Here is a 17,561-nt window from a genome sequence, read left to right on the forward strand (position 1 = left end):
TGCGGCGGGACTTCGCCCACCAGGACGTGCCGCTCATCCTCATGGCCAACGCGGGCGTGGTCACCGCCACCCGCGATGCAGCCCCGGAAGCCTGGTGCCGGCTCCTGGGCTACCTCCTGCAGTCCTTCGCCGCGGCGGCGGCCAAACCCCTGCCGGACCCACCCACCAAGCCACAGATGTACCGCGCACTGATGCGGCTATCACCCCCTGAGCAGTAGCATTCGTGGCGGTTAGTCGTCGCCTCCGACGACGAACGGGAAGGCCTTGGGGCAGCTGTTGCGTCAGAGGTTATTCGGCTACGGAACGTGGTGGAATTCCGCTCAACGTATAGTTCCTGACCTCCCTGAGACCGTTCGCAGCGGCCGTGGCTGCCGCGATGGCTTCGGGCCGACCGGTGAGGGCGAGGGAAGCTGCTGCAGATGGAAGGCGGCGGCCTCCGAATCCGTCGGGTGATCCTGTGACATGTTCCCGCCGCGCAGGTCTGAATATTGCTTCTACCTGACCCGATTCAGCGTTTTATTCGTCGTTCATCCCAAGGTGCAAGGTGCGCTGGTAGTGTCCCGTCATGGATGACGAACTGCTCGTAGCCCCGCCCCAAACCGCCAAAGACCTTGCCGGCCGTGCAGGCTTCGATGAGAACTTCCTGGGCCAGCCCGTGCCTTTGCCCGCCCTCCCCGGCGTGGAGACAATCTCATTGCCCTACACACACTTCTCGGTTCTGATGCGCCCGGATAAGCGCCTGGCCGCCGTTACAGCACTGGGTATGGACGGCAGCAAGCTCATGGACCTGGACCGGGCCGGCATCCCCTGGCGGCTGGATCCCCGGCTGGCCTCCGACCTGCAGACGGGCGAGCGGCTCTATGCCCGGAACGATATCGACCGCGGCCACCTGGTCCGCCGGGCCTCGGCGGTATGGGGCGACACGGTCGCCGAGGCGAAGCTGGCCAACGAAGACACCTTCCACTACACCAACGCCGCACCCCAGGCGGCCAAGTTCAACCAGGGCCTCGAGCTGTGGCTGGGCTTGGAGTCTTACCTGCAGGAGCATGCCGCCCAGTACCGCGACAGGATCGTCGTCTTCACCGGGCCGATTTTCAGCGGCCACGATCCCATGTATCGGGGTGTGGAGATCCCGTTGCGCTTCTTCAAGGTCGCCGTGTTCATCCACCAGGGAGAGCTGGCTGCCGTCGGATACGTGGTGGACCAGACGCCTGAGCTAAGCGAACTGCCCGACGTCCCGCGGCCAGGGGCCATCGACGACGTCCCGCCGCTGGGCCCGTTCCGGACGTTCCAAACACCCATCAGGGACATCGCAGAGCTGACCGGCCTGGACCTGGACCAGTTGGTAGCCGTGGACCGGATGCCGATCGCCGCGACCCTCGGCACTGCGCCCGTCGGGTCCACGTGGCGGAAACTGAATGCCGTCGAAGACCTCGATCTGGACTTCGACCTGGAGGACTAGACCGGGGCTGCTTCTGTCGTGTTTCGGTGCCGAGCCGCCGACTCCGGATAAGTCCCCTTGGTACGAGGATGCTCTCAGTCCTGAGTACCAACCTCCTGTTCGTCCAGGCTCCGTTTCGGATCTCCCGGGACATGTGGCAGAGTGGCGCGCATGTCTCTGCCGACGCCGACATTGCACGCCGAGCGCCTGCTGCTGCGCCCCTTCACCGATGCCGACGCCGACGACCTCTTCGCGTTGCAGAGCAACGCCAGAGTACTGCGCTATTGGGACAGTCCGCCGTGGACCGACCGATCGCAGATCGCGCGCTTCATGAACGGATGCCGACAGATGGCGGACGAAGGCAGCGGAGCACGTGTGGCTATCACGTGCAAGTCTGACGGCGCTTTCGTGGGCTGGTGCACCTTCAACGGGTGGAATCCCGACTTCCGCAGCGCCTCCTTCGGGTACTGCCTCAAGGAGGCGGCTTGGGGCCGCGGGTACGCGACGGAGGCAGCGCGCGTCCTGCTGCATTGGGCCTTCGACAGTCTTGATCTCAACCGGGTTCAGTCCGAGACTGATACACGCAACGTGGCCTCGGCTCGTGTACTTGAGAAGCTCGGCTTCATACGCGAGGGGACATTGCGCGAGGACTGCATCGTCAATGGCGACGTGTCTGACTCCTGGGTGTATGGCTTGCTGAGGCGCGACTGGGCGGGCTGAGCCCGCTGGCCACTGCAAAATGCCTAGGACGCTTGATTTTACGCCCCGTCTCTTCCGGAATTAGAACAGCGGCCAGGGCACCGCAGACATCTCACCGCTCGGAGCCGGAAACCGCCCTGCCACGCGCAGCCGGGCGCAGCGCGCGGCGAGCGATGCGATTTCTTCGGCGCTGAGCAGGTCCGCCAGGTTGCGGCCCAACCCGCCCTGCAGTCCTTCGCTGACACGGTCTATGCCGTCGCGTTCCTCAGCGGTTAGAGCGTCTCCGAGCCATCCCCACAGCACCGTGCGCAGCTTGTGGTCGCGGTGAAAGGTCAGCCCATGGTCCACGCCGTGCCGGTGTCCGTCCGTCATGGCAAGAATATGGTCGCCTTTGCGGTCGGCGTTGTTGACGATGATGTCGAACACCGCCATGCGTCTGAGCGCGGGCGAGTCTTCGTGAACGAGGGCGACCATCTGTCCGTTCTCATCTCGACCCTCGAGAACGTGTTTCCAGCCCGTCTCCGGCACCTGGTCCGGCGCGACCAGGTTCACGGCGCTTTGGGCGGGGTCTTGCTCCTGCCAGAGCTGCACCATTCCTTCGCCCAACGGACCATCGCGCAGCCAGGTGTGCGGCACGACGTCCCAGCCGAAGGCCCGCGAGACGAGGTAGGCTGCCACCTCCCGGTGAGCCAGGGTTTCGTGGGGAAAATCCCACAGCGGTCTTTCGCCTGCTATCGGCTTATAGATGACCACCACGTCGCCGATGCTGCCCAGAAATGTTGCGTTGGAAGCCGTCGTAATGCGGCCGGTGAGCGTCAGCTCGGCGGTCACCAGGTCCAGCGCTGCCATCAGGCCTCGGGAAGGGTGCAGATGTGCCCGTCGGCGTCTATGGGATAACCGCAGAGCGGGCAGGTAGGGCGTCCGGCGCCCACGATCTCACGGGTGCGCTTCGCGAAAGCGCGGGCGGTGCCGACCGGCATTCGTACCAGCAGCATTTCGGCCGCGTTAGCCCCGCCCTCATCAAGCGCTTCGTCGTCGTCGGCATCGACATCGGTGATGGCGTAGGCCTCTATCACGACCTGCGCCGTCGTCGGGTCCCAACCTAAGCTCATGGAGCCGGTGCGAAACTGCTCCTGAACTGCCTCGAGCTGGTCGTTGTCGACAAGTTCAATCGGAGTACTCGTGGGAACGCTGAAGGGGTTGCCCTCAAGGGTTATGAGCTGGTCGAGAATTTCGTCGATCTTCTCCGCGAGCAGAGCCGACTGCTGCTTTTCCAGGGCAATACTCACGATTTGCGTCCCCGCGCGCACCTGCAGAAAGAAGGTACGCGCCCCCGGAAGGCCAATGGTGCCAATGACGACCCGATCAGGCCAGGCAAACTCGTGAACACGTGTAGGCATGTCAGTATTTTAGGCGCAGGAGGTTCAGGGCGCCTGCTGCCCTGCACCGCCGCCCACCGGCGCATCGGCAGAGCGGATGCCGTTCGACAGCCACGACAGATCACCGGCGTCCGTGTTGGTCGCGTAGACGCTTGGTCGACTAACGCCGTAACTCACGATCGATACGGACCCCGGGCCCACATTGATGCGCTGGAACAGGTCAAGGTGCATGCCCAGCGCGTCGGCGAGGATTGATTTGATGATGTCGCCGTGACTCACCGCCACCCACACGGCCCCTGGCCCGTGCTCCGCCTCGAAGGCTGCGTCGTGGCGTCGAATCGCTGCCACCGACCGGGCCTGCATCGCGGCCAGGGATTCACCGCCGGGAAAGACGACGGCGGACGGTTGCGACTGCACAACCGGCCACAAATCCTCGGTCTCGAGATCACTGATCGTGCGGCCCTGCCACTCGCCGTAATTGCACTCGGTGAGATCGCGATCGATCGGCGCGTCCGGCGAGCCAGCCTGGCGAGCGAGGATGATCTGGGCAGTCTCCCGACAACGCTCCAGAGGGCTCGACACCACTCCGACTAAGGGCACGGCCGCGAGCCGGTCTCCGGTCAGGGCTGCCTGGTCGCGCCCGATCTGGTCCAGGCAGACGCCGGCGGCCCGGCCTGCGAGCTGTCCAGTGGCGTTGGCTGTGGTGCGTCCGTGCCGCACGAGAATGACTGTCGCCATCCACCCAGCCTAGCCACCTGCTCGATGGCGGTGCGAACCGCAGTGGGTCGCGCGTCGAACAGCAGATGGAACACTGCCGGAACCCTTCAAGCATGCCGCCGCATTTAAAGCCGCCCAGACGGACTTGCCAGGCATTGACCAGCTCATGTCCGGCGTCGCAAAACCGGAAGAACCGGTACCATCCCAAAAGAACCCGCTGCCGCCGCAGTTGCTCGACGCCGTCAAGCGGCCAGAATAGATTCATGGACTACGCCGTCAGTCTGCTGGCCCTGGTGGTGGTGGTTTGCGCGGTCAGCGCGCTCGGCCGCCGGTTGAAAGTCTCCGTCCCGCTCCTGCTGGTGCTGGCCGGCGTTGTGGGTTCCTATCTGCCCTTCATTCCACCGGTGGTACTGATCCCGGAGATCGTCCTGATCGGGATCCTGCCACCGCTGCTCTATGCGGCGGCACTGCGCACCTCGGTGGTGGAGTTCCAGGCCAACAAGCGGTCGATCGGACTGCTCTCGGTGGGTTACGTGATCTTCGGTACCGTCACCATCGGACTGTTGGTGTGGTGGCTGTTGCCCGATGTCCCGCTGCCGGCCGCGTTTGCCCTCGGCGCCGTGGTCGCGCCACCCGACGCCGTAGCCGCCACGTCCATCGCCCGGCGGGTGGGCATGCCGCGGCGGATCGTGAACATCCTTGAGGGCGAGTCGCTCGTCAACGATGCAACAGCGCTGGTCCTACTCCGGGCCTCGATCGCCGCGATAACCGGCAGCTTCACCCTGCTGCAGGTCGGATCGGAGTTCCTGCTCGCGGTGGCCGGCGGAGCAGCGGCCGGAGCGGCTGCTGCCTGGTTGCTGCTGCAGATCCGCAGGAGGGTCCGCAATGTGGCCATCAATACCTCAATGTCGCTGGCCGCTCCCTTCGTGGCGTTCATCCCGGCCGAGAAAATCCATGCCTCCGGTGTTCTCGCGGTCGTCGTCGCCGGACTGATCATCGGCACCAGAAGTCCCGCCATGCCCGGCGGCGCATCCCGGTTGAGCCAGCGCAGCAACTGGGCCACCGTGCAGTTCTTGTTGGAAAATGCCGTTTTCCTGCTGATCGGGCTGCAGGTGCGGTCGATCATCGATGCCGCGAATGCTGACCCGCTCGGCATCGGACGCGCCTGGTGGACCTGCGCGGTGGTGCTCCTGGCAGTACTGGTTCTGCGCCCGGTCTGGGTATTTCCCGCCATGTACCTCCCGCGCCTGGTCCCGCGGATCAGGCGATCGGAAGCGGCTCCGGGCTGGCAGGTACCCGCCGTTGTCTCGTGGGCCGGGATGCGCGGCGTGGTGACCCTGGCAGCGGCCCTGGTCCTGCCGCAGGACATACCCCACCGCCAGGTTCTCGTCCTCGCCGCCCTGGCCGTAGTGGGCGGAACCTTGGTGTTGCAGGGATTTAGCCTGCCCTGGCTGGTCCGCAGGCTGGGACTGCATGGTCCGGACCCCAGACAGGACGCGCTGACCCAGGCCTCGATGCTCCAGCAGACGGTGGCAGCAGGGCTGGAAAGGTTGCGCACGGCCACTGTGCCTGAGGATCCGCCGGAAGTCCTGGCCATGCTGCAGCGCCGAACCCAGGAGCGCAGCTTGGCAGCTTGGGAGCGGCTGGGCCGGCCGGAAACCGAAATCCGCACACCCAGCCACCGCTATGCGCAGCTGCGGGTGGCCATGCTGGACGCCGAACGGGCCAAAGTCCTGGAACTTCGCGGAACGGGTGCCTACCCTGCCGAGGTAGTGGATGAGGTGCTGGAGCGGTTGGATGTCGAAGAATCGATGCTCGACGCCGCGATCGGCGACTGCGGCACCCGCCACGGGGCATTCTTGGCCGTACCGCAGGAGGTGGCGGCCGGCTGCGGGCACCTCGGCCAGGCACCGGACCGGCCGGTTCCGGTCGACCCGCAGTGCCGCGACTGTCACACCGAAGGAACCACTCCGGTCCACTTGCGCCTGTGCCTGGAATGCGGCAACGTCGGGTGCTGCGATTCTTCCCCGGGCCTGCACGCGGCCCGGCACCACAGCACCACGGGACACGCAGTCATGCGCAGCGTCGAACCGGGTGAGTCGTGGCGCTGGTGCTATGTGGACGAAGTCCTGGGCTGAGGCACGCCCCTAGGTGTTCGCCTAGTAGTAGTCTTCATGCAGCCCGAGACACTCGCCCCGCATACAGGCTCTTGCCGCACGAGGGCGATTCCTCCTTCGGCGTGCCGGCTCGCGCGGGGCTTGAGGATGATCCCGGATGTTGCCCGGCCTGTACGTCCGCGGCGCGCATCCAGAGGCAACCCGGCCCACTGCCTCAAAAGCTCAGCATGGGACCACGCTGCGAGCGGTCACTTCGCGGAACATGAAGGAGCGTCCAGGAAGATCTAGCGGCCGGATTCCTTGACCAGCAGAGCTCGCTCCCAGAAGCTCGGGCCGACTGGTTCATGGAAGTCGCTCCGGGCGATCAGGTAGCCCTCGCTGTTCACGGTGATCGGCAGTTGCGGCAGCGGTCGGAATGCCGGGCCAAAAATCACCTTGCATTGCTGCGTCACGTCGAAGGTGGACTGGTGGCAAGGGCAGAGCAGATGGTGGGTATGCTGCTCGTACAGGGCCACCGGGCAGCCGACGTGCGTGCAGATCTTCGAATAGGCAACGATGCCGTTGTAGGCCCAGTCCTCCCGGCCGGGACTGGGATGCAGATCCGCCGGGTTCAGCCGGACGAGCAGGACCACTGACTTGGCTTTTTCGACGAGCTTGCCTTCGGACAGTTCATTCAAGCCTTCGGGGATGACATGAAAGATAGCGCCGAAGGTCACGTCCGAGGCCTTGATCGGCGTGCCCTCGGGGTCCCGTGCCAGGCGCGTCCCCTCCCTCCACAGCGTCTGTCCCAGGACCTTCGGGTCGAGGTTCTTGGACAAGTCCCGGAAAATGCCGATGGCCGGCAGGATGGCCAGGAGCCCGGCACCGATGAGGGTGTTGCGGATCAACGGCCGGCGCTTGATGCCAGACTCGTCAACGACCTGGCCGATAATCTGCTCCGCGTCCCGGCGGTCCTCTTCGGTGCGGACCTCGTGGCGCTCCTCGGCCACCTCATGGTCCGGCATCAGGGTCTTCGCCCAGTGCACGATGCCGACGCCGATGCCGAGCATCGCGAAGGCGATGCCCATGCCGAGCAGCAGGTTCTGCAAGCGCAGCGTGGAAATCGACGTGGATTCACCCAACGGGATGGCAAAGTAGCCGACGAAGAACAGCAGGGTACCGATCACGGAAATTACGAAGAGAATTGCAACCTGCCGCTCGGCACGCTTTTCGGCCCCGGGATCCTTATCGGCACGGCGCGGGCGGTGGGGAGGTAGTCCAGGATCCTGGAACTTCTCTACTTGGCCCTGGCCAGCGGTAGCAGCCGTAACCGGGGTGTTCGGGTCGCCGTGACTCTGGTCGCCCATGATCCCTCTCATCCTTCCCCATAAACGACATTAAGAGTGCGTCTGCGTTATTTCAACGGTTTGGGAGTCCGCGACCAGGGAGGACGCGGCAGCGCTCTGCTCGGTGGTCCGCCGAGCAGCGTTGGGACTCATGACGCTAGCCAGGGCCGGTGCCAACCGGCGTAGTCGGCGGTCAGTGCGTCTGCAACTGCCGGGCCCCAAGACCCGGGCGTGTAACTGTGCACCGGTGGCGGCGCATCCAGGAGTGGCTGCATGATCCGCCACGTCTCCTCGACCCCGTCCTGGCGGGTGAACCGCGTACTCTTTCCGACCATTGCCGCATGGAGCAACACCTCATACGGAGTCGGCCCCTCGCCCCCTTCATCGGCGAACTCCATGTCGAGATCGATGGCGCCGGGACCGACCGTGTCCGCACGCAGAGCCTCAACCTTGAGCCTGGCGCCGGTCGACGGATCAAGCCTGATGACGATCTGGTTGGGCTCTGGCCGGCGATCGGAGCCGAAGTTGAAGCCAAGCCGGGGCGGCTGCTTGAACACCAGCCGAAGCTCGGTCTGAGTGACCGGAAGCATCTTGCCGGTCCGGATGAAGAACGGCACCCCCGACCAGCGCCAATTGTCGATGTCGAGCCGCAACGCGGCGTACGTCTCCGTCGTCGACTCCGGGGCCACGCCGTTGATGCTCTGGTAACCCTCGTACTGGCCGCGGACGTAGTGGACAGGATCGGCCTCCGAGACCGCGCGGAAGAGAGCGACCTGCGAGTCCTTGAGCGTCTGCGGATCACCCCCGGACGGTGGCTCCATTGCAGCCGCGGACACTACCTGCATGAGGTGGTTGACCACCACGTCGCGCAGCGCACCGACGGGATCGTAGAAGTGGCCGCGGTCCTCGACGCCGAAGTCCTCGGCCATCGTAATCTGCACGCATTCGACGTAGTTTCGGTTCCAGATCGGTTCAAGCATCGTGTTGGCGAACCGCAGATAGATGATCTCCTCCAGGCCCATCTTCCCCAGGTAGTGGTCGATCCGGTACAACTGCGACTCGTCGAGGAACTGGTGCAACTCTTCGGCCAGGGCGCGAGCCGAGGCTCGGTCCCTCCCGAACGGCTTTTCCACCACTACCCGCGCCGTCGCGGTCAGCCCGGCCCCGGCTAAGCCCTTGACGACTGTGCCGAACAGGAAGGGCGGTATTTCGAGGTAGAACACAGGACTGTCGGCACCCTTAATCGACTCGGCGACCCGGCCATAGGTCGCTGCGTCGCCGAAATCGCCCTGCACATAGGACAGCCGGGCTGCGAAGCGGCCGAAGACGGCGGCATCGATCACCTCCCCAGTGCCCTCGATGGACACCCTGGCCCGTTCCACCAACTGGTCAACCGTCCAATCATCGACGGCCACCCCGACGATCGGACACTGCAACAGACCCCGCTGCTCCAGCCGGTACAACGATCTGAACGTCATCACCTTGGCCAGGTCTCCGGTGATCCCGAAGACCACGAACGCATCGGCGGAACATTGACCTGCGCCAGCCGGCTGGCCGCGACCGGCCGCGTTTGGGCTATCCGTCCTCGCTGTCATGGCATCTCCTCGACGTGATCGGGCTTCAACCGGCTAAAGGAACCTGCCGGTGGCCTCCGTGCCGGAATTGACGCAGGCCGGCTCCTATCAGAGCCAACCACCGCCTTCCTGTCCCCGTCATCACCCATTTTGGGTGATGACGCCGTCCGGCCCGGGGGACAGGATCAGTGCCTAGAGGCAGCATCGGTAGATCCGATTACCCGCTCCAGGAGGCTTCGGCGTGACAGACAACCAGCACTATGACGTTGTCATCATCGGGACCGGAGCCGGGGGCGGGACGCTCGGCCACCGGCTTGCTACGAACGGGGCGAAGGTGCTCTGGCTGGAGCGAGGTCCGTTCCTGCCGCGCGAGCGCGACAACTGGCAGACCGAGGAGGTGTTCGTCCGCGGAAAGTACCTTGCGAAAGAGCTGTGGTACGACCGGCACGGCCGCGAGTTCCAGCCCGAGGTCAACTATTACGTCGGCGGCAACACCAAGTTCTATGGCGCCGCACTGTTCCGCCTCCGTCCGGAGGACTTTGGCGAGCTGCGCCACCATGGCGGAATCTCACCGGCCTGGCCGATCTCCTACGACGACTTGGAGCCCTACTACACTCAAGCCGAACATCTCTACCTGGTGCACGGTCAGCACGGCGAGGACCCGAGCGAAGGTCATGCCAGCGCGCACCTGGACAACCTGTACGTCGTCGACACCAGCTTCTTCCCCAGCATCGGCGCCGTGAACCCGTCCCTGACCGTGATCGCCAATGCCCTGCGGGTGGGAGATCACCTCGCCGAACGCCTTGGCTAGTCCCCGGGTCGCCATGGCAGCCGTCAATCTAGCCGGAAGGGGTGCGACATGGCGTTCGCGGACGTCCTGATCCCCATGATGGAGGTGAACCCGGTTCCGTGGGCTCGAGCACAGATGGCGTTCACGCTGGCCTTCCACATCGTCTTGGTGCCACTGGGCGTGTCCTGGTCAGTGATGGCGCTGATCGCCAACTATCGAGGCATCAGGCGGGCCGATGCTGACGCCATCCGGCTCGCGCAGCGCTGGTCGAAGTACATGGCGGTCACCTTCGCAGTCGGCGCCGTCACCGGAACTGTTCTTTCCTTCGAGTTCGGCCTGCTGTGGCCCCAGTTCATGGGTCAATGGGGCGAGGCGTTCGGCGTGCCCTTCGCGTTTGAGGGTCTCTTCTTCTTTCTTGAGGCTGTTTTCATCTCGATCTACATCTTCGGCTGGCGGCGGCTCAAGCCCTGGACACACTTCTGGACAGGGGCCCCGATCGCCGTCGCAGGCATCTTCGGCAGTGTTTCAGTGGTGGCCGCCAACGCGTGGATGAACTCCCCGGAAGGGGTCACTCTGGACACGGCCGGGAACGTCGTGGCGGTAGACCCGCTCGGGGTCATCTTCAACCGGGCGATGCCGCTGATGGCGGCGCACATGGTGATTGCCGCCTACCTGGTCGGCGGCTTCCTGGTGGCCATGGTCTACGCGACGGCGATGCTGCGCGGGCGGCGGGACCACTACCACAGGCTTGGCTTTCTAATCGCCTTCACTGTGGCCGCCAGCGCGGTCCCGGTGCAGATGGGGGTCGGTGACGGTCTAGCTCGCTGGGTCTATAACAACCAGCCCGTCAAGTTCGCCGCCATCGAGATGGTGCCGACGACCGGCAGCGACGTGCCCGAGACGCTGCTCGGCCATCTCAACTCAGAGGGAGAAGTGGTGGGCGGCGTCCCCATCCCCGGGCTCGCCTCGTGGTTGTCGGACCCCAGTACCGGCCGGGCGACCGTGGTGCAGGGACTCGACACAGTACCCGCCGACGAGCGACCGACGAACCGCCAGGTGAACGTCGTCCATCTCGCTTGGGACATCATGGTCGGCGTCGGCACTGCCCTGTTCCTGCTGACGCTGTGGTACTGGGCATCGTGGATCTTCCGACGAGACATGCCCCGCAGCAAGTGGTTCCTGCGCTGCGCCGTCGCCGCCGGACCCCTCGCCGTCCTGACGTTGGAGGCGGGCTGGACCGTGAGCGAGGTCGGCCGTCAGCCATGGATCGTCTACAACAAGATGCGGGTCGAGGACGCCGCGACCACCAACACCGGAGTGTGGATCACCTTCATCGCGGTCACGCTCCTCTATATAGGGCTGGGCATCACCACAATCCTCGTCCTGCGCGGGATGAGTCGGCGCTACCGGGAGGCACGACAATTCGAGGAGACAGACTCCCCATACGGCCCGCGCAAGCCGGTGGAAGAGACCTAGGGGTCCCCATGGTTACCGCCGCAGCCCTGCTCTTGTTCGCTGCCATCACCATCTACGCGATTTTCGGCGGCGCTGACTTCGGTGCCGGCTTCTGGGACCTGACCGCCGGTGGCGCGCAGCGTGGGCAGCGGCCGCGCGAGGTGATCGATCACTCGATCGGGCCCGTGTGGGAAGCAAACCACGTGTGGCTGATTTTCATCTTCGTGGTGCTCTGGACGTGTTTCCCCGAGGCCTACGCGTCGATCACCTTGACCATGTTCGTGCCCCTCACCCTGGCGGCCCTCGGCATCGTCCTGCGCGGCGCCAGCTTCGCCTTCGGGAAGGCGGTGTTTCGGCAGCGAGCCCGCCGCAGCTTCGGCGCCATCTTCGCCGTCTCCTCGGTGCTGGTGCCCTACTGCTTCGGCGCGATCGCCGGAGGCATCGCATCCGGCCAGGTCCCGGCCGGCGGCCGGGCAGGCGATCCGCTGCACAGCTGGGTCAACCCGACATCGGTCGTCATGGGTCTGCTGGCCGTATTCGTGACGGCCTACGTCGCCGCGGTACTGCTCACCTGGGATGCCCATCGTCTCTCCGACGAGGCCATGGTCGGCTACTTCCGCGTCCGCGCCGTGGCGGCTGGGGCTGTGGCCGGAGCCGTCGCGCTGGTCGGGCTCTTTGTTGTGCGCAGCGAAGCCAGCTACGTCTTCGAGGGACTCACCTCACGCGCCCTGCCGCTGGTGATCATCTCGGCGGTCGCCGGCCTCGGCGCGCTTTTCCTGCTCCGAGGCCGACCCCACCGCGGAGGGCGGCTGGCTGCGGTCGCCGCGGCCGGCGCCCTCGTGCTGGCCTGGGGGGTCGCGCAGTGGAACTACCTGCTGCCCGAAACCCTCACGGTCTCGGCGGCCGCAGCGCCGTCAGGCACGATCACGGCCGTGTTGGTCGCGGCCGGTCTCGCTGTGCTGTTGATCGTCCCGGCCTTCATCTTGTTGTACGTGCTCGACCAGCGCGGACTGCTGCCCGAAGAAGGCGACGACGACGAGCCCAACCGGGGCCCCGGGGTGGTCAGCACCTGACTTCACTGATGACGGGGCAAGCAAGCGAGCCGTGGACCGGGCACGCGCACACTCTTAGCCACCCCTAAACAAGGCTGACGATGACAGGTCACCCTGGTCGATCTGGACGGTCTTTTGACTGCCTATCGAAAATAACGCGGCTGTGGTAATTGCTGCATGGGTTAGGAGTCCTCACGCGATTGCCTCCCGATTCGGCTCCTAATACCGCCTTTCGAAAGCAGAGGCGACGATGGCAACCCTATTGATCTTTCACGAGGTCGACGACGTTGACCACTGGCTCAGCTCGCGGCGGCGTCAAGAACTCTTCGGTCCGCTGGGCATGACTGTTCGGACCTTTGTAGACCAGGAGAAAACCAACCGCGTCGGGCTGATCGTCGAAGTCCCGGACACGGCCACGTTCCAGCGGATGATGGAGTCCGAAGCCGCGGCCGATGCCATGAAATTCGACGGCGTACGCCCCGACACGATCCTGGTTCTGGTCGAACCCGAGCGCAACCGCTGAGCACCGGACGTGATGCCGGCTGGTCGTCACCTTTGAATATGCACTGAGCCGGCAGATTCTGGCCTTGCAGTAAAAAAGGGGCCCCACCGGCGAGAATCCGCGCAGCGGTGGGATCCGGCAGTGGCAAAGCGTGTGTGGAAGCATCGGGCGGGATGACGAGGGCCTCTCGAAGCCTCAGCTTTTGACGCGGTGTACCGAGTGGACAGCGGCTGGACCGCCCACTGAACGAGCGGGCGGCAGTCTGAGAGCCCGGCCATCGCGCTAGCAGTCAGGTCATTCGGGGTTGGGGCGTCGTCGGTTGCGTTTGGTTTCGGAGCGCAACCGTTTTCCTTCGAGCCGACGACGCCGCGAGCCACTCGTCGGCCGGCTAGGCCGCCGAACGACAGCTGGAGCCACTGCGTCTCTCAGGGCGGCGGCGAGGCGTTGCCTGGCCGCAGTCCTGTTTAGCCGCTGGGAGCGGTGCTCGGAAGCGCTGATGGTGAGCACCGTGCCCGAAATCCTCGCCGAGAGCCGCTCGAGGGCGCGTTCGCGCTGGACCTCGCTCAGCGCGGTTGTCGTGCCGAGATCGAGACTGAGTTGTACACGTGAGTCGGCGGTGTTGACGCTCTGTCCGCCCGGTCCGGAGGCTCGGGAGAACTGCTCGAGCAGTTCTCCCGCCGGGACCCGTAGGCCGCGGGGCGCGCCGGGTCCCGGGGGCACATGCAGGTCGTCCACAGGATCATTGTCCCGCAGCACCGAAGCGGTTGCCTCGATCAGGGCCTGCTGGAAGCAGCACCGGATCAACACCAGCCTTGAGCCCTACCCGGAGGATACTCGTTGGCCTAACGTTGTCCTTACCCAAGCGGAGGGAAAGGAACGAGGATGTTCACCTTACAGATTGGCTATCCGGTCCGGGATTACGCGGAATGGAAGAAAGTTTTCGACAGCGATCCCGCAGGCCGCGCCGCCTCGGGCGCCCGGTCTGTCCGGGTATTCCGGGACACAGACGACCAAAACAACGTGGCCGTGCTCCTCGACTTCGATACCAGGGACGCCGCGACCGCCTTTTTGGAACGGCTGCGCAGCCAGGTGTGGGACAAACCGGAGGTGATAGGGCAACTGATGTCGGGATCGCCGACAGCCAGGATTCTGGAGGAGGTGGCCCGCGAGGGTCAGGCCGCGGGTTGACCACTCATCGGCCAGCGGGTGACGACCGGCCCCTTCAGCCATTCGCGCGTCGCCGGCCACCGGTGGCTGGTAGAGGGCTTCTGTCTGGACTCTCAGCTCGTTAGCATGTGGCGCATGGCCATCAAACTTGAGAACGTCGGCATCGCCGTTCGCGACCTCGAAGCAACGATCGCCTTTTTCACCGACCTCGGTCTGACGGTTATCGGCCGTGACACGGTCAGTGGTGAGTGGACGGACACCGCCGTCGGACTTGATGGCAACCACGCCAAGATCGCGATGCTGCAGACCCCGGACGGCCACGGCCGGCTCGAGCTTTTCGAATACATCCACCCCGAAGCGATCGAGTCGATGCCGACCCGCCCCAACGAGATCGGCATGCACCGCGTCGCTTTCTCGGTCGATGATTTGGACAAGGCCCTGGAGATTGCTGAGACCCACGGCTGCCGTCCGCTTCGCGGTGTGGCGACTTATGCGGACGTCTACAGGCTCACGTACGTCCGCGGCCCCAGCGGCATCATCGTGATGCTCGCTGAGGAACTGAAGAAAAGCTGACCGCCGATTTGCCCATCCGGATGCAGGCGGGGGCGCGAACCATATCCCGTCAGCCCATCGGAGGAGTGAGGCCGTACCGTGCGATGATGTCCGGGAGCCACGGGGCCTCGCCGAACTGGAGTCCGTACTCGGCTGCCAGCTTGGCGATGGCTTCGGGGTCGGTTGGTTCCCCGGCTTCGAGTTGATCGGCCACACCCCAGAAGAAGTGCTCGAAACCGGCGGGGCTGATCACTTCGATCATCCTCGCGGGAGTCTTGCCTGCGTTCCACATGGTGTGCAGTTCGCCGCGCGGCTTCGTGATGTAACCCCCGGCGCCCAGCACCGCCTCGCGCTCGCCGGAGCGGAACCCGATCTCGCCTTCAAGGACGATCGAATACTCGTCCTCGCGGGTGTGCAGGTGCGGCGGAACCAAAGCCCCAACCGGGAACGGATGCTCCACGATCGAGATCTGCTCGTTGGTGTGTTCGCCGAACAGTTTGAAGACAACCCCGATACTCCCGAGACTGCCTTGGCGTCCTTCGCCTGGCTGCACGACGGTGAGCCGCGGAGCCTCCTCAGCGCCCATGACCGGCCACCCCTTCTAATTCGATATACACTTGTGTATATCGAATTGTCCAACCGCAAAGGGATCGGCGTCAATACTTTGAGCGAACAGCAACGTTCAACCACATCGCGGCCGTATCAAATGGTTAAGCGCGCCGAGCAGGTGGACACCACGCGTCAGCGCATCGTCGACGCGGCGGTGGCCCTGCACGGTTCGGTAGGCCCAGCCCGCACGACGATCGCCGGCGTCGCCGAGCGGGCCGGCGTGACCCGTCTGACGGTCTACCGGCATTTTTCCGACGACGAGGCGCTGTTCGCTGCCTGTTCCTCGCATTGGCTGTCACAGCAACAGCTTCCGAATCCAGCTGCTTGGGCAGAGCTTCCGGATCCTCTGGAACGCCTGCACGCTGGACTAACGGATCTCTACCGGTTTTATCGCGGTGGCGAGTCGATGCTCGCGCGCATCTATGCGGATTGGGAAGCACTCCCGGACAAACGCCGCAGAGAGCTCAAGGAGCGCAACACGTTTTTCCGCGATGCCCTGCTCGAGCCGTTTCCGGTCTCCCGCAGGCGCGATCAGCTGCGCGCCGTCGTCGGCCATGCTGTCTCCTTCTGGACGTGGCGGTCGCTCTGCCTCGACAACGGGCTTTCTAATCGGGACGCCGTCCAGGTCATGACCGCCTTGGCGGTAGCGACGGTCGGCGAGGGCAGGCGGTAGCCCTGAGGCAGCAGCAGGGCAAAACGGACAGTGGCGGCCCGTCCCCTCGGGTAGGCTGCGGGCATGACGTTGCGTCCAGTTTTCGGCGCCTTGGCCGCCGCCCTGCTCCTCTCCGTGACGGCTTGTGGCCCCCTGGGCGTGACTCCGGAGACAGCGAATACCCAAGTCCAGCGCGACCCGGATGAGTGGGTGAACCAGCAGTTCAGCGGAGGGAAGTGGGGGCCGCCCGGCGTCTATCGTGCAGGCGGCGGCATCGGCGGCCCTGGCGACGAAACAGGATTGGAGTTCACACCGGCGAAGCCGGGTTGGTACCGCATCGGGATGGTGTGCGAGGGCGCAAGCTCCATGACTGTAACCGCCACAGCCAGCGGCGAGGCACTCGGCACCGGCAGCACGGACTGCGGATCCGAAGTGACCACCACTATGGAGTTGCCCGCCAGCAAGGTCATGATTGCAGTCGAAGGTGCCGAGGCCCAGGGCATGTGGGCCTTGGCCGTGGCGCCGACCGAAGCCCCCTAGCCGACGTCTGAAGCGGCAGAGGATCGGCCATCGGATCACTGCCCGGGTGGCGCACGCTTCGTCATTCCCGACGACGAACGGGGTGCGGCCGATTGAGTCCTAGCGCCGGAATGTCAGGTGGACCGTGCCGGTCTCGGCCGTCTCGGCGGTGATGTCGTAGTCGGACTCCAAGCCGCGCAGGCCGTCCCAGAGACGAGTGCCGCTACCCAGGATGATCGGAGCGATCGCCACGTGGAGTTGGTCGACGAGCCCGGCCTTCAGGAAATCGCGGACGACGCTCGCTCCGCCGCCAACACGGATGTCCTTGCCTCCGGCAGCTTCCCGCGCGCGATCGAGCGCCTCGCGCGGCGTTGCGGAGAGGAAGTGGAATGTGGTGCCGCCGTTCATCTCGATCGAGGGCCGAGGGACGCGGTGCGTGAGCACGAAAACCGGGATTCGAAAAGGGGGCTCGTCGCCCCACCATCCTCGCCAGTCCGGATCGTCGGGGAAGTTGTGCAGGCCGAACATGCCCGCGCCCATGATCTCTGCTCCGGTGTCAGCGAAGTACGCCTTCGCATACTCGTCGTCCACTCCGGTAGTTCCCTCACCCGAGGTGTCGTGTAGGACGCGCTCGCGGAAGGTCCGGGTCGCGGCATATGCGCCAACCAGGCGAGGCCAGTCTTCGCCGAAGGGTTTCTCCGGGGTTTGATCCGTTGTCGTCGCAAATCCGTCGAGCGAGATGTTGAGGTCAACGCGAACAGCCATCGTTACTCCGAGTCATGAGTGCTTGCCGATTGCCAACACGATACTGGAGGCGCCGAGCTCGTCAAGGAGTATTCCGTGGACCCACAGTCCGGTTGACGGATCGTGCCTCTTCCACCTCATCGATCCGTAGCGCCTCAAGCGCCGGCTGAGGTGTGAGGAGTGCTCGGCGGACGGCATCTTTGATGAGCCAACGTGGACTCTTGACAGCCAGATGCGTGCTCTGCATTCTGGGCGGAGGTGCTCCAT

General features: G+C 65.0%; 19 protein-coding genes and 1 pseudogene. 12 read left to right on the plus strand and 8 right to left on the minus strand.

Going from position 1 to position 17,561, the window contains the following annotated elements; genetic code table 11:
* The 3 genes and pseudogenes from AB0N75_RS08460 to AB0N75_RS08470 all read left to right on the plus strand — a co-directional run.
* A pseudogene (locus AB0N75_RS08460) lies at positions 1–218 on the plus strand (hypothetical protein); the annotation flags it as partial.
* A gap of 347 nt (positions 219–565) precedes the next feature.
* Positions 566–1,462, plus strand: coding sequence for a DNA/RNA non-specific endonuclease (locus tag AB0N75_RS08465; RefSeq protein WP_364647930.1), 897 nt, complete (start codon positions 566–568; stop codon positions 1,460–1,462).
* A 150-nt stretch (positions 1,463–1,612) separates the two neighbouring features.
* Positions 1,613–2,161, plus strand: a complete 549-nt coding sequence (locus AB0N75_RS08470) for a GNAT family N-acetyltransferase (RefSeq protein WP_364647933.1) — start codon at positions 1,613–1,615, stop codon at positions 2,159–2,161.
* A gap of 60 nt (positions 2,162–2,221) precedes the next feature.
* Here AB0N75_RS08470 and AB0N75_RS08475 read toward each other — a convergent pair whose 3' ends face one another.
* Genes AB0N75_RS08475 through AB0N75_RS08485 form a run of 3 tightly spaced genes read right to left on the minus strand, consistent with a single transcriptional unit; the run spans position 2,222 to position 4,257 of the window.
* A complete protein-coding gene (locus AB0N75_RS08475) occupies positions 2,222–2,989 on the minus strand; it encodes an SCO1664 family protein (protein WP_364647935.1) in 768 nt (255 codons plus the stop codon).
* A complete protein-coding gene (locus tag AB0N75_RS08480) occupies positions 2,989–3,540 on the minus strand; it encodes a DUF3090 domain-containing protein (RefSeq protein ID WP_364647938.1) in 552 nt (183 codons plus the stop codon). The genes AB0N75_RS08475 and AB0N75_RS08480 overlap by 1 nt, the downstream gene beginning before the upstream one ends.
* A 24-nt stretch (positions 3,541–3,564) precedes the next feature.
* On the minus strand, positions 3,565–4,257 hold the full coding sequence (locus tag AB0N75_RS08485) for a histidine phosphatase family protein (RefSeq protein WP_364647941.1): 693 nt from the start codon (positions 4,255–4,257) through the stop codon (positions 3,565–3,567).
* A 242-nt stretch (positions 4,258–4,499) separates the two neighbouring features.
* Between AB0N75_RS08485 and AB0N75_RS08490 the strand changes: the two genes are divergently transcribed.
* The gene (locus AB0N75_RS08490) at positions 4,500–6,374 is read left to right on the plus strand and encodes a Na+/H+ antiporter (protein WP_364647944.1); all 1,875 of its coding nucleotides are present in this window, start codon (positions 4,500–4,502) and stop codon (positions 6,372–6,374) included.
* Between the two features lie 263 nt (positions 6,375–6,637).
* On the opposite strand, the gene AB0N75_RS08495 is transcribed toward AB0N75_RS08490, so the two are convergent.
* Both AB0N75_RS08495 and zwf read right to left on the minus strand, forming a co-directional pair.
* Positions 6,638–7,699: a Rieske 2Fe-2S domain-containing protein gene (locus AB0N75_RS08495; protein ID WP_364647947.1), complete on the minus strand. Its 1,062-nt coding sequence runs from the start codon at positions 7,697–7,699 to the stop codon at positions 6,638–6,640.
* A gap of 128 nt (positions 7,700–7,827) precedes the next feature.
* Positions 7,828–9,273, minus strand: a complete 1,446-nt coding sequence (gene zwf, locus AB0N75_RS08500) for a glucose-6-phosphate dehydrogenase (RefSeq protein WP_364647950.1) — start codon at positions 9,271–9,273, stop codon at positions 7,828–7,830.
* Between the two features lie 220 nt (positions 9,274–9,493).
* On the opposite strand from zwf, the gene AB0N75_RS08505 reads away from it, so the two are divergent.
* From AB0N75_RS08505 to AB0N75_RS08520, 4 genes are all read left to right on the plus strand, one after another.
* Positions 9,494–10,063 carry a GMC oxidoreductase gene (locus AB0N75_RS08505; RefSeq protein ID WP_364647953.1) on the plus strand — a complete coding sequence of 190 codons (570 nt, stop codon included), beginning with the start codon at positions 9,494–9,496 and terminating at the stop codon, positions 10,061–10,063.
* A 48-nt stretch (positions 10,064–10,111) separates the two neighbouring features.
* A complete protein-coding gene (locus AB0N75_RS08510; RefSeq protein ID WP_364647956.1) occupies positions 10,112–11,518 on the plus strand; it encodes a cytochrome ubiquinol oxidase subunit I in 1,407 nt (468 codons plus the stop codon).
* 8 nt (positions 11,519–11,526) lie between these two features.
* On the plus strand, positions 11,527–12,570 hold the full coding sequence (locus AB0N75_RS08515; protein WP_364647959.1) for a cytochrome d ubiquinol oxidase subunit II: 1,044 nt from the start codon (positions 11,527–11,529) through the stop codon (positions 12,568–12,570).
* Positions 12,571–12,799: 229 nt separating this feature from the next.
* On the plus strand, positions 12,800–13,072 hold the full coding sequence (locus tag AB0N75_RS08520) for a hypothetical protein (protein WP_364647961.1): 273 nt from the start codon (positions 12,800–12,802) through the stop codon (positions 13,070–13,072).
* Between the two features lie 273 nt (positions 13,073–13,345).
* Here the strand turns inward: AB0N75_RS08520 and arfB are convergent, their stop codons facing one another.
* Positions 13,346–13,786, minus strand: a complete 441-nt coding sequence (arfB, locus tag AB0N75_RS08525; protein WP_364647964.1) for an alternative ribosome rescue aminoacyl-tRNA hydrolase ArfB — start codon at positions 13,784–13,786, stop codon at positions 13,346–13,348.
* A gap of 147 nt (positions 13,787–13,933) precedes the next feature.
* On the opposite strand from arfB, the gene AB0N75_RS08530 reads away from it, so the two are divergent.
* Both AB0N75_RS08530 and AB0N75_RS08535 read left to right on the plus strand, forming a co-directional pair.
* Complete coding sequence (locus tag AB0N75_RS08530; protein ID WP_364647967.1) at positions 13,934–14,239, plus strand: hypothetical protein; 306 nt, start codon at positions 13,934–13,936, stop codon at positions 14,237–14,239.
* A gap of 114 nt (positions 14,240–14,353) precedes the next feature.
* The gene (locus AB0N75_RS08535; RefSeq protein ID WP_364647970.1) at positions 14,354–14,791 is read left to right on the plus strand and encodes a VOC family protein; all 438 of its coding nucleotides are present in this window, start codon (positions 14,354–14,356) and stop codon (positions 14,789–14,791) included.
* Between the two features lie 49 nt (positions 14,792–14,840).
* Here AB0N75_RS08535 and AB0N75_RS08540 read toward each other — a convergent pair whose 3' ends face one another.
* Positions 14,841–15,356: a cupin domain-containing protein gene (locus tag AB0N75_RS08540; RefSeq protein ID WP_364647973.1), complete on the minus strand. Its 516-nt coding sequence runs from the start codon at positions 15,354–15,356 to the stop codon at positions 14,841–14,843.
* 33 nt (positions 15,357–15,389) lie between these two features.
* Here AB0N75_RS08540 and AB0N75_RS08545 point away from each other — a divergent pair, with 33 nt between their 5' ends.
* Both AB0N75_RS08545 and AB0N75_RS08550 read left to right on the plus strand, forming a co-directional pair.
* Positions 15,390–16,052, plus strand: coding sequence for a TetR/AcrR family transcriptional regulator (locus AB0N75_RS08545; protein ID WP_364647976.1), 663 nt, complete (start codon positions 15,390–15,392; stop codon positions 16,050–16,052).
* Positions 16,053–16,115: 63 nt separating this feature from the next.
* Positions 16,116–16,571, plus strand: a complete 456-nt coding sequence (locus AB0N75_RS08550; protein ID WP_364647979.1) for a hypothetical protein — start codon at positions 16,116–16,118, stop codon at positions 16,569–16,571.
* A 99-nt stretch (positions 16,572–16,670) separates the two neighbouring features.
* Here AB0N75_RS08550 and AB0N75_RS08555 read toward each other — a convergent pair whose 3' ends face one another.
* A complete protein-coding gene (locus tag AB0N75_RS08555; protein ID WP_364647981.1) occupies positions 16,671–17,315 on the minus strand; it encodes a dihydrofolate reductase family protein in 645 nt (214 codons plus the stop codon).
* Positions 17,316–17,561: the final 246 nt, after the last annotated feature.

It is taken from the genome of Arthrobacter sp. NPDC089319 (assembly GCF_040684925.1).
Taxonomy (GTDB): Bacteria; Actinomycetota; Actinomycetes; order Actinomycetales; family Micrococcaceae; genus Crystallibacter.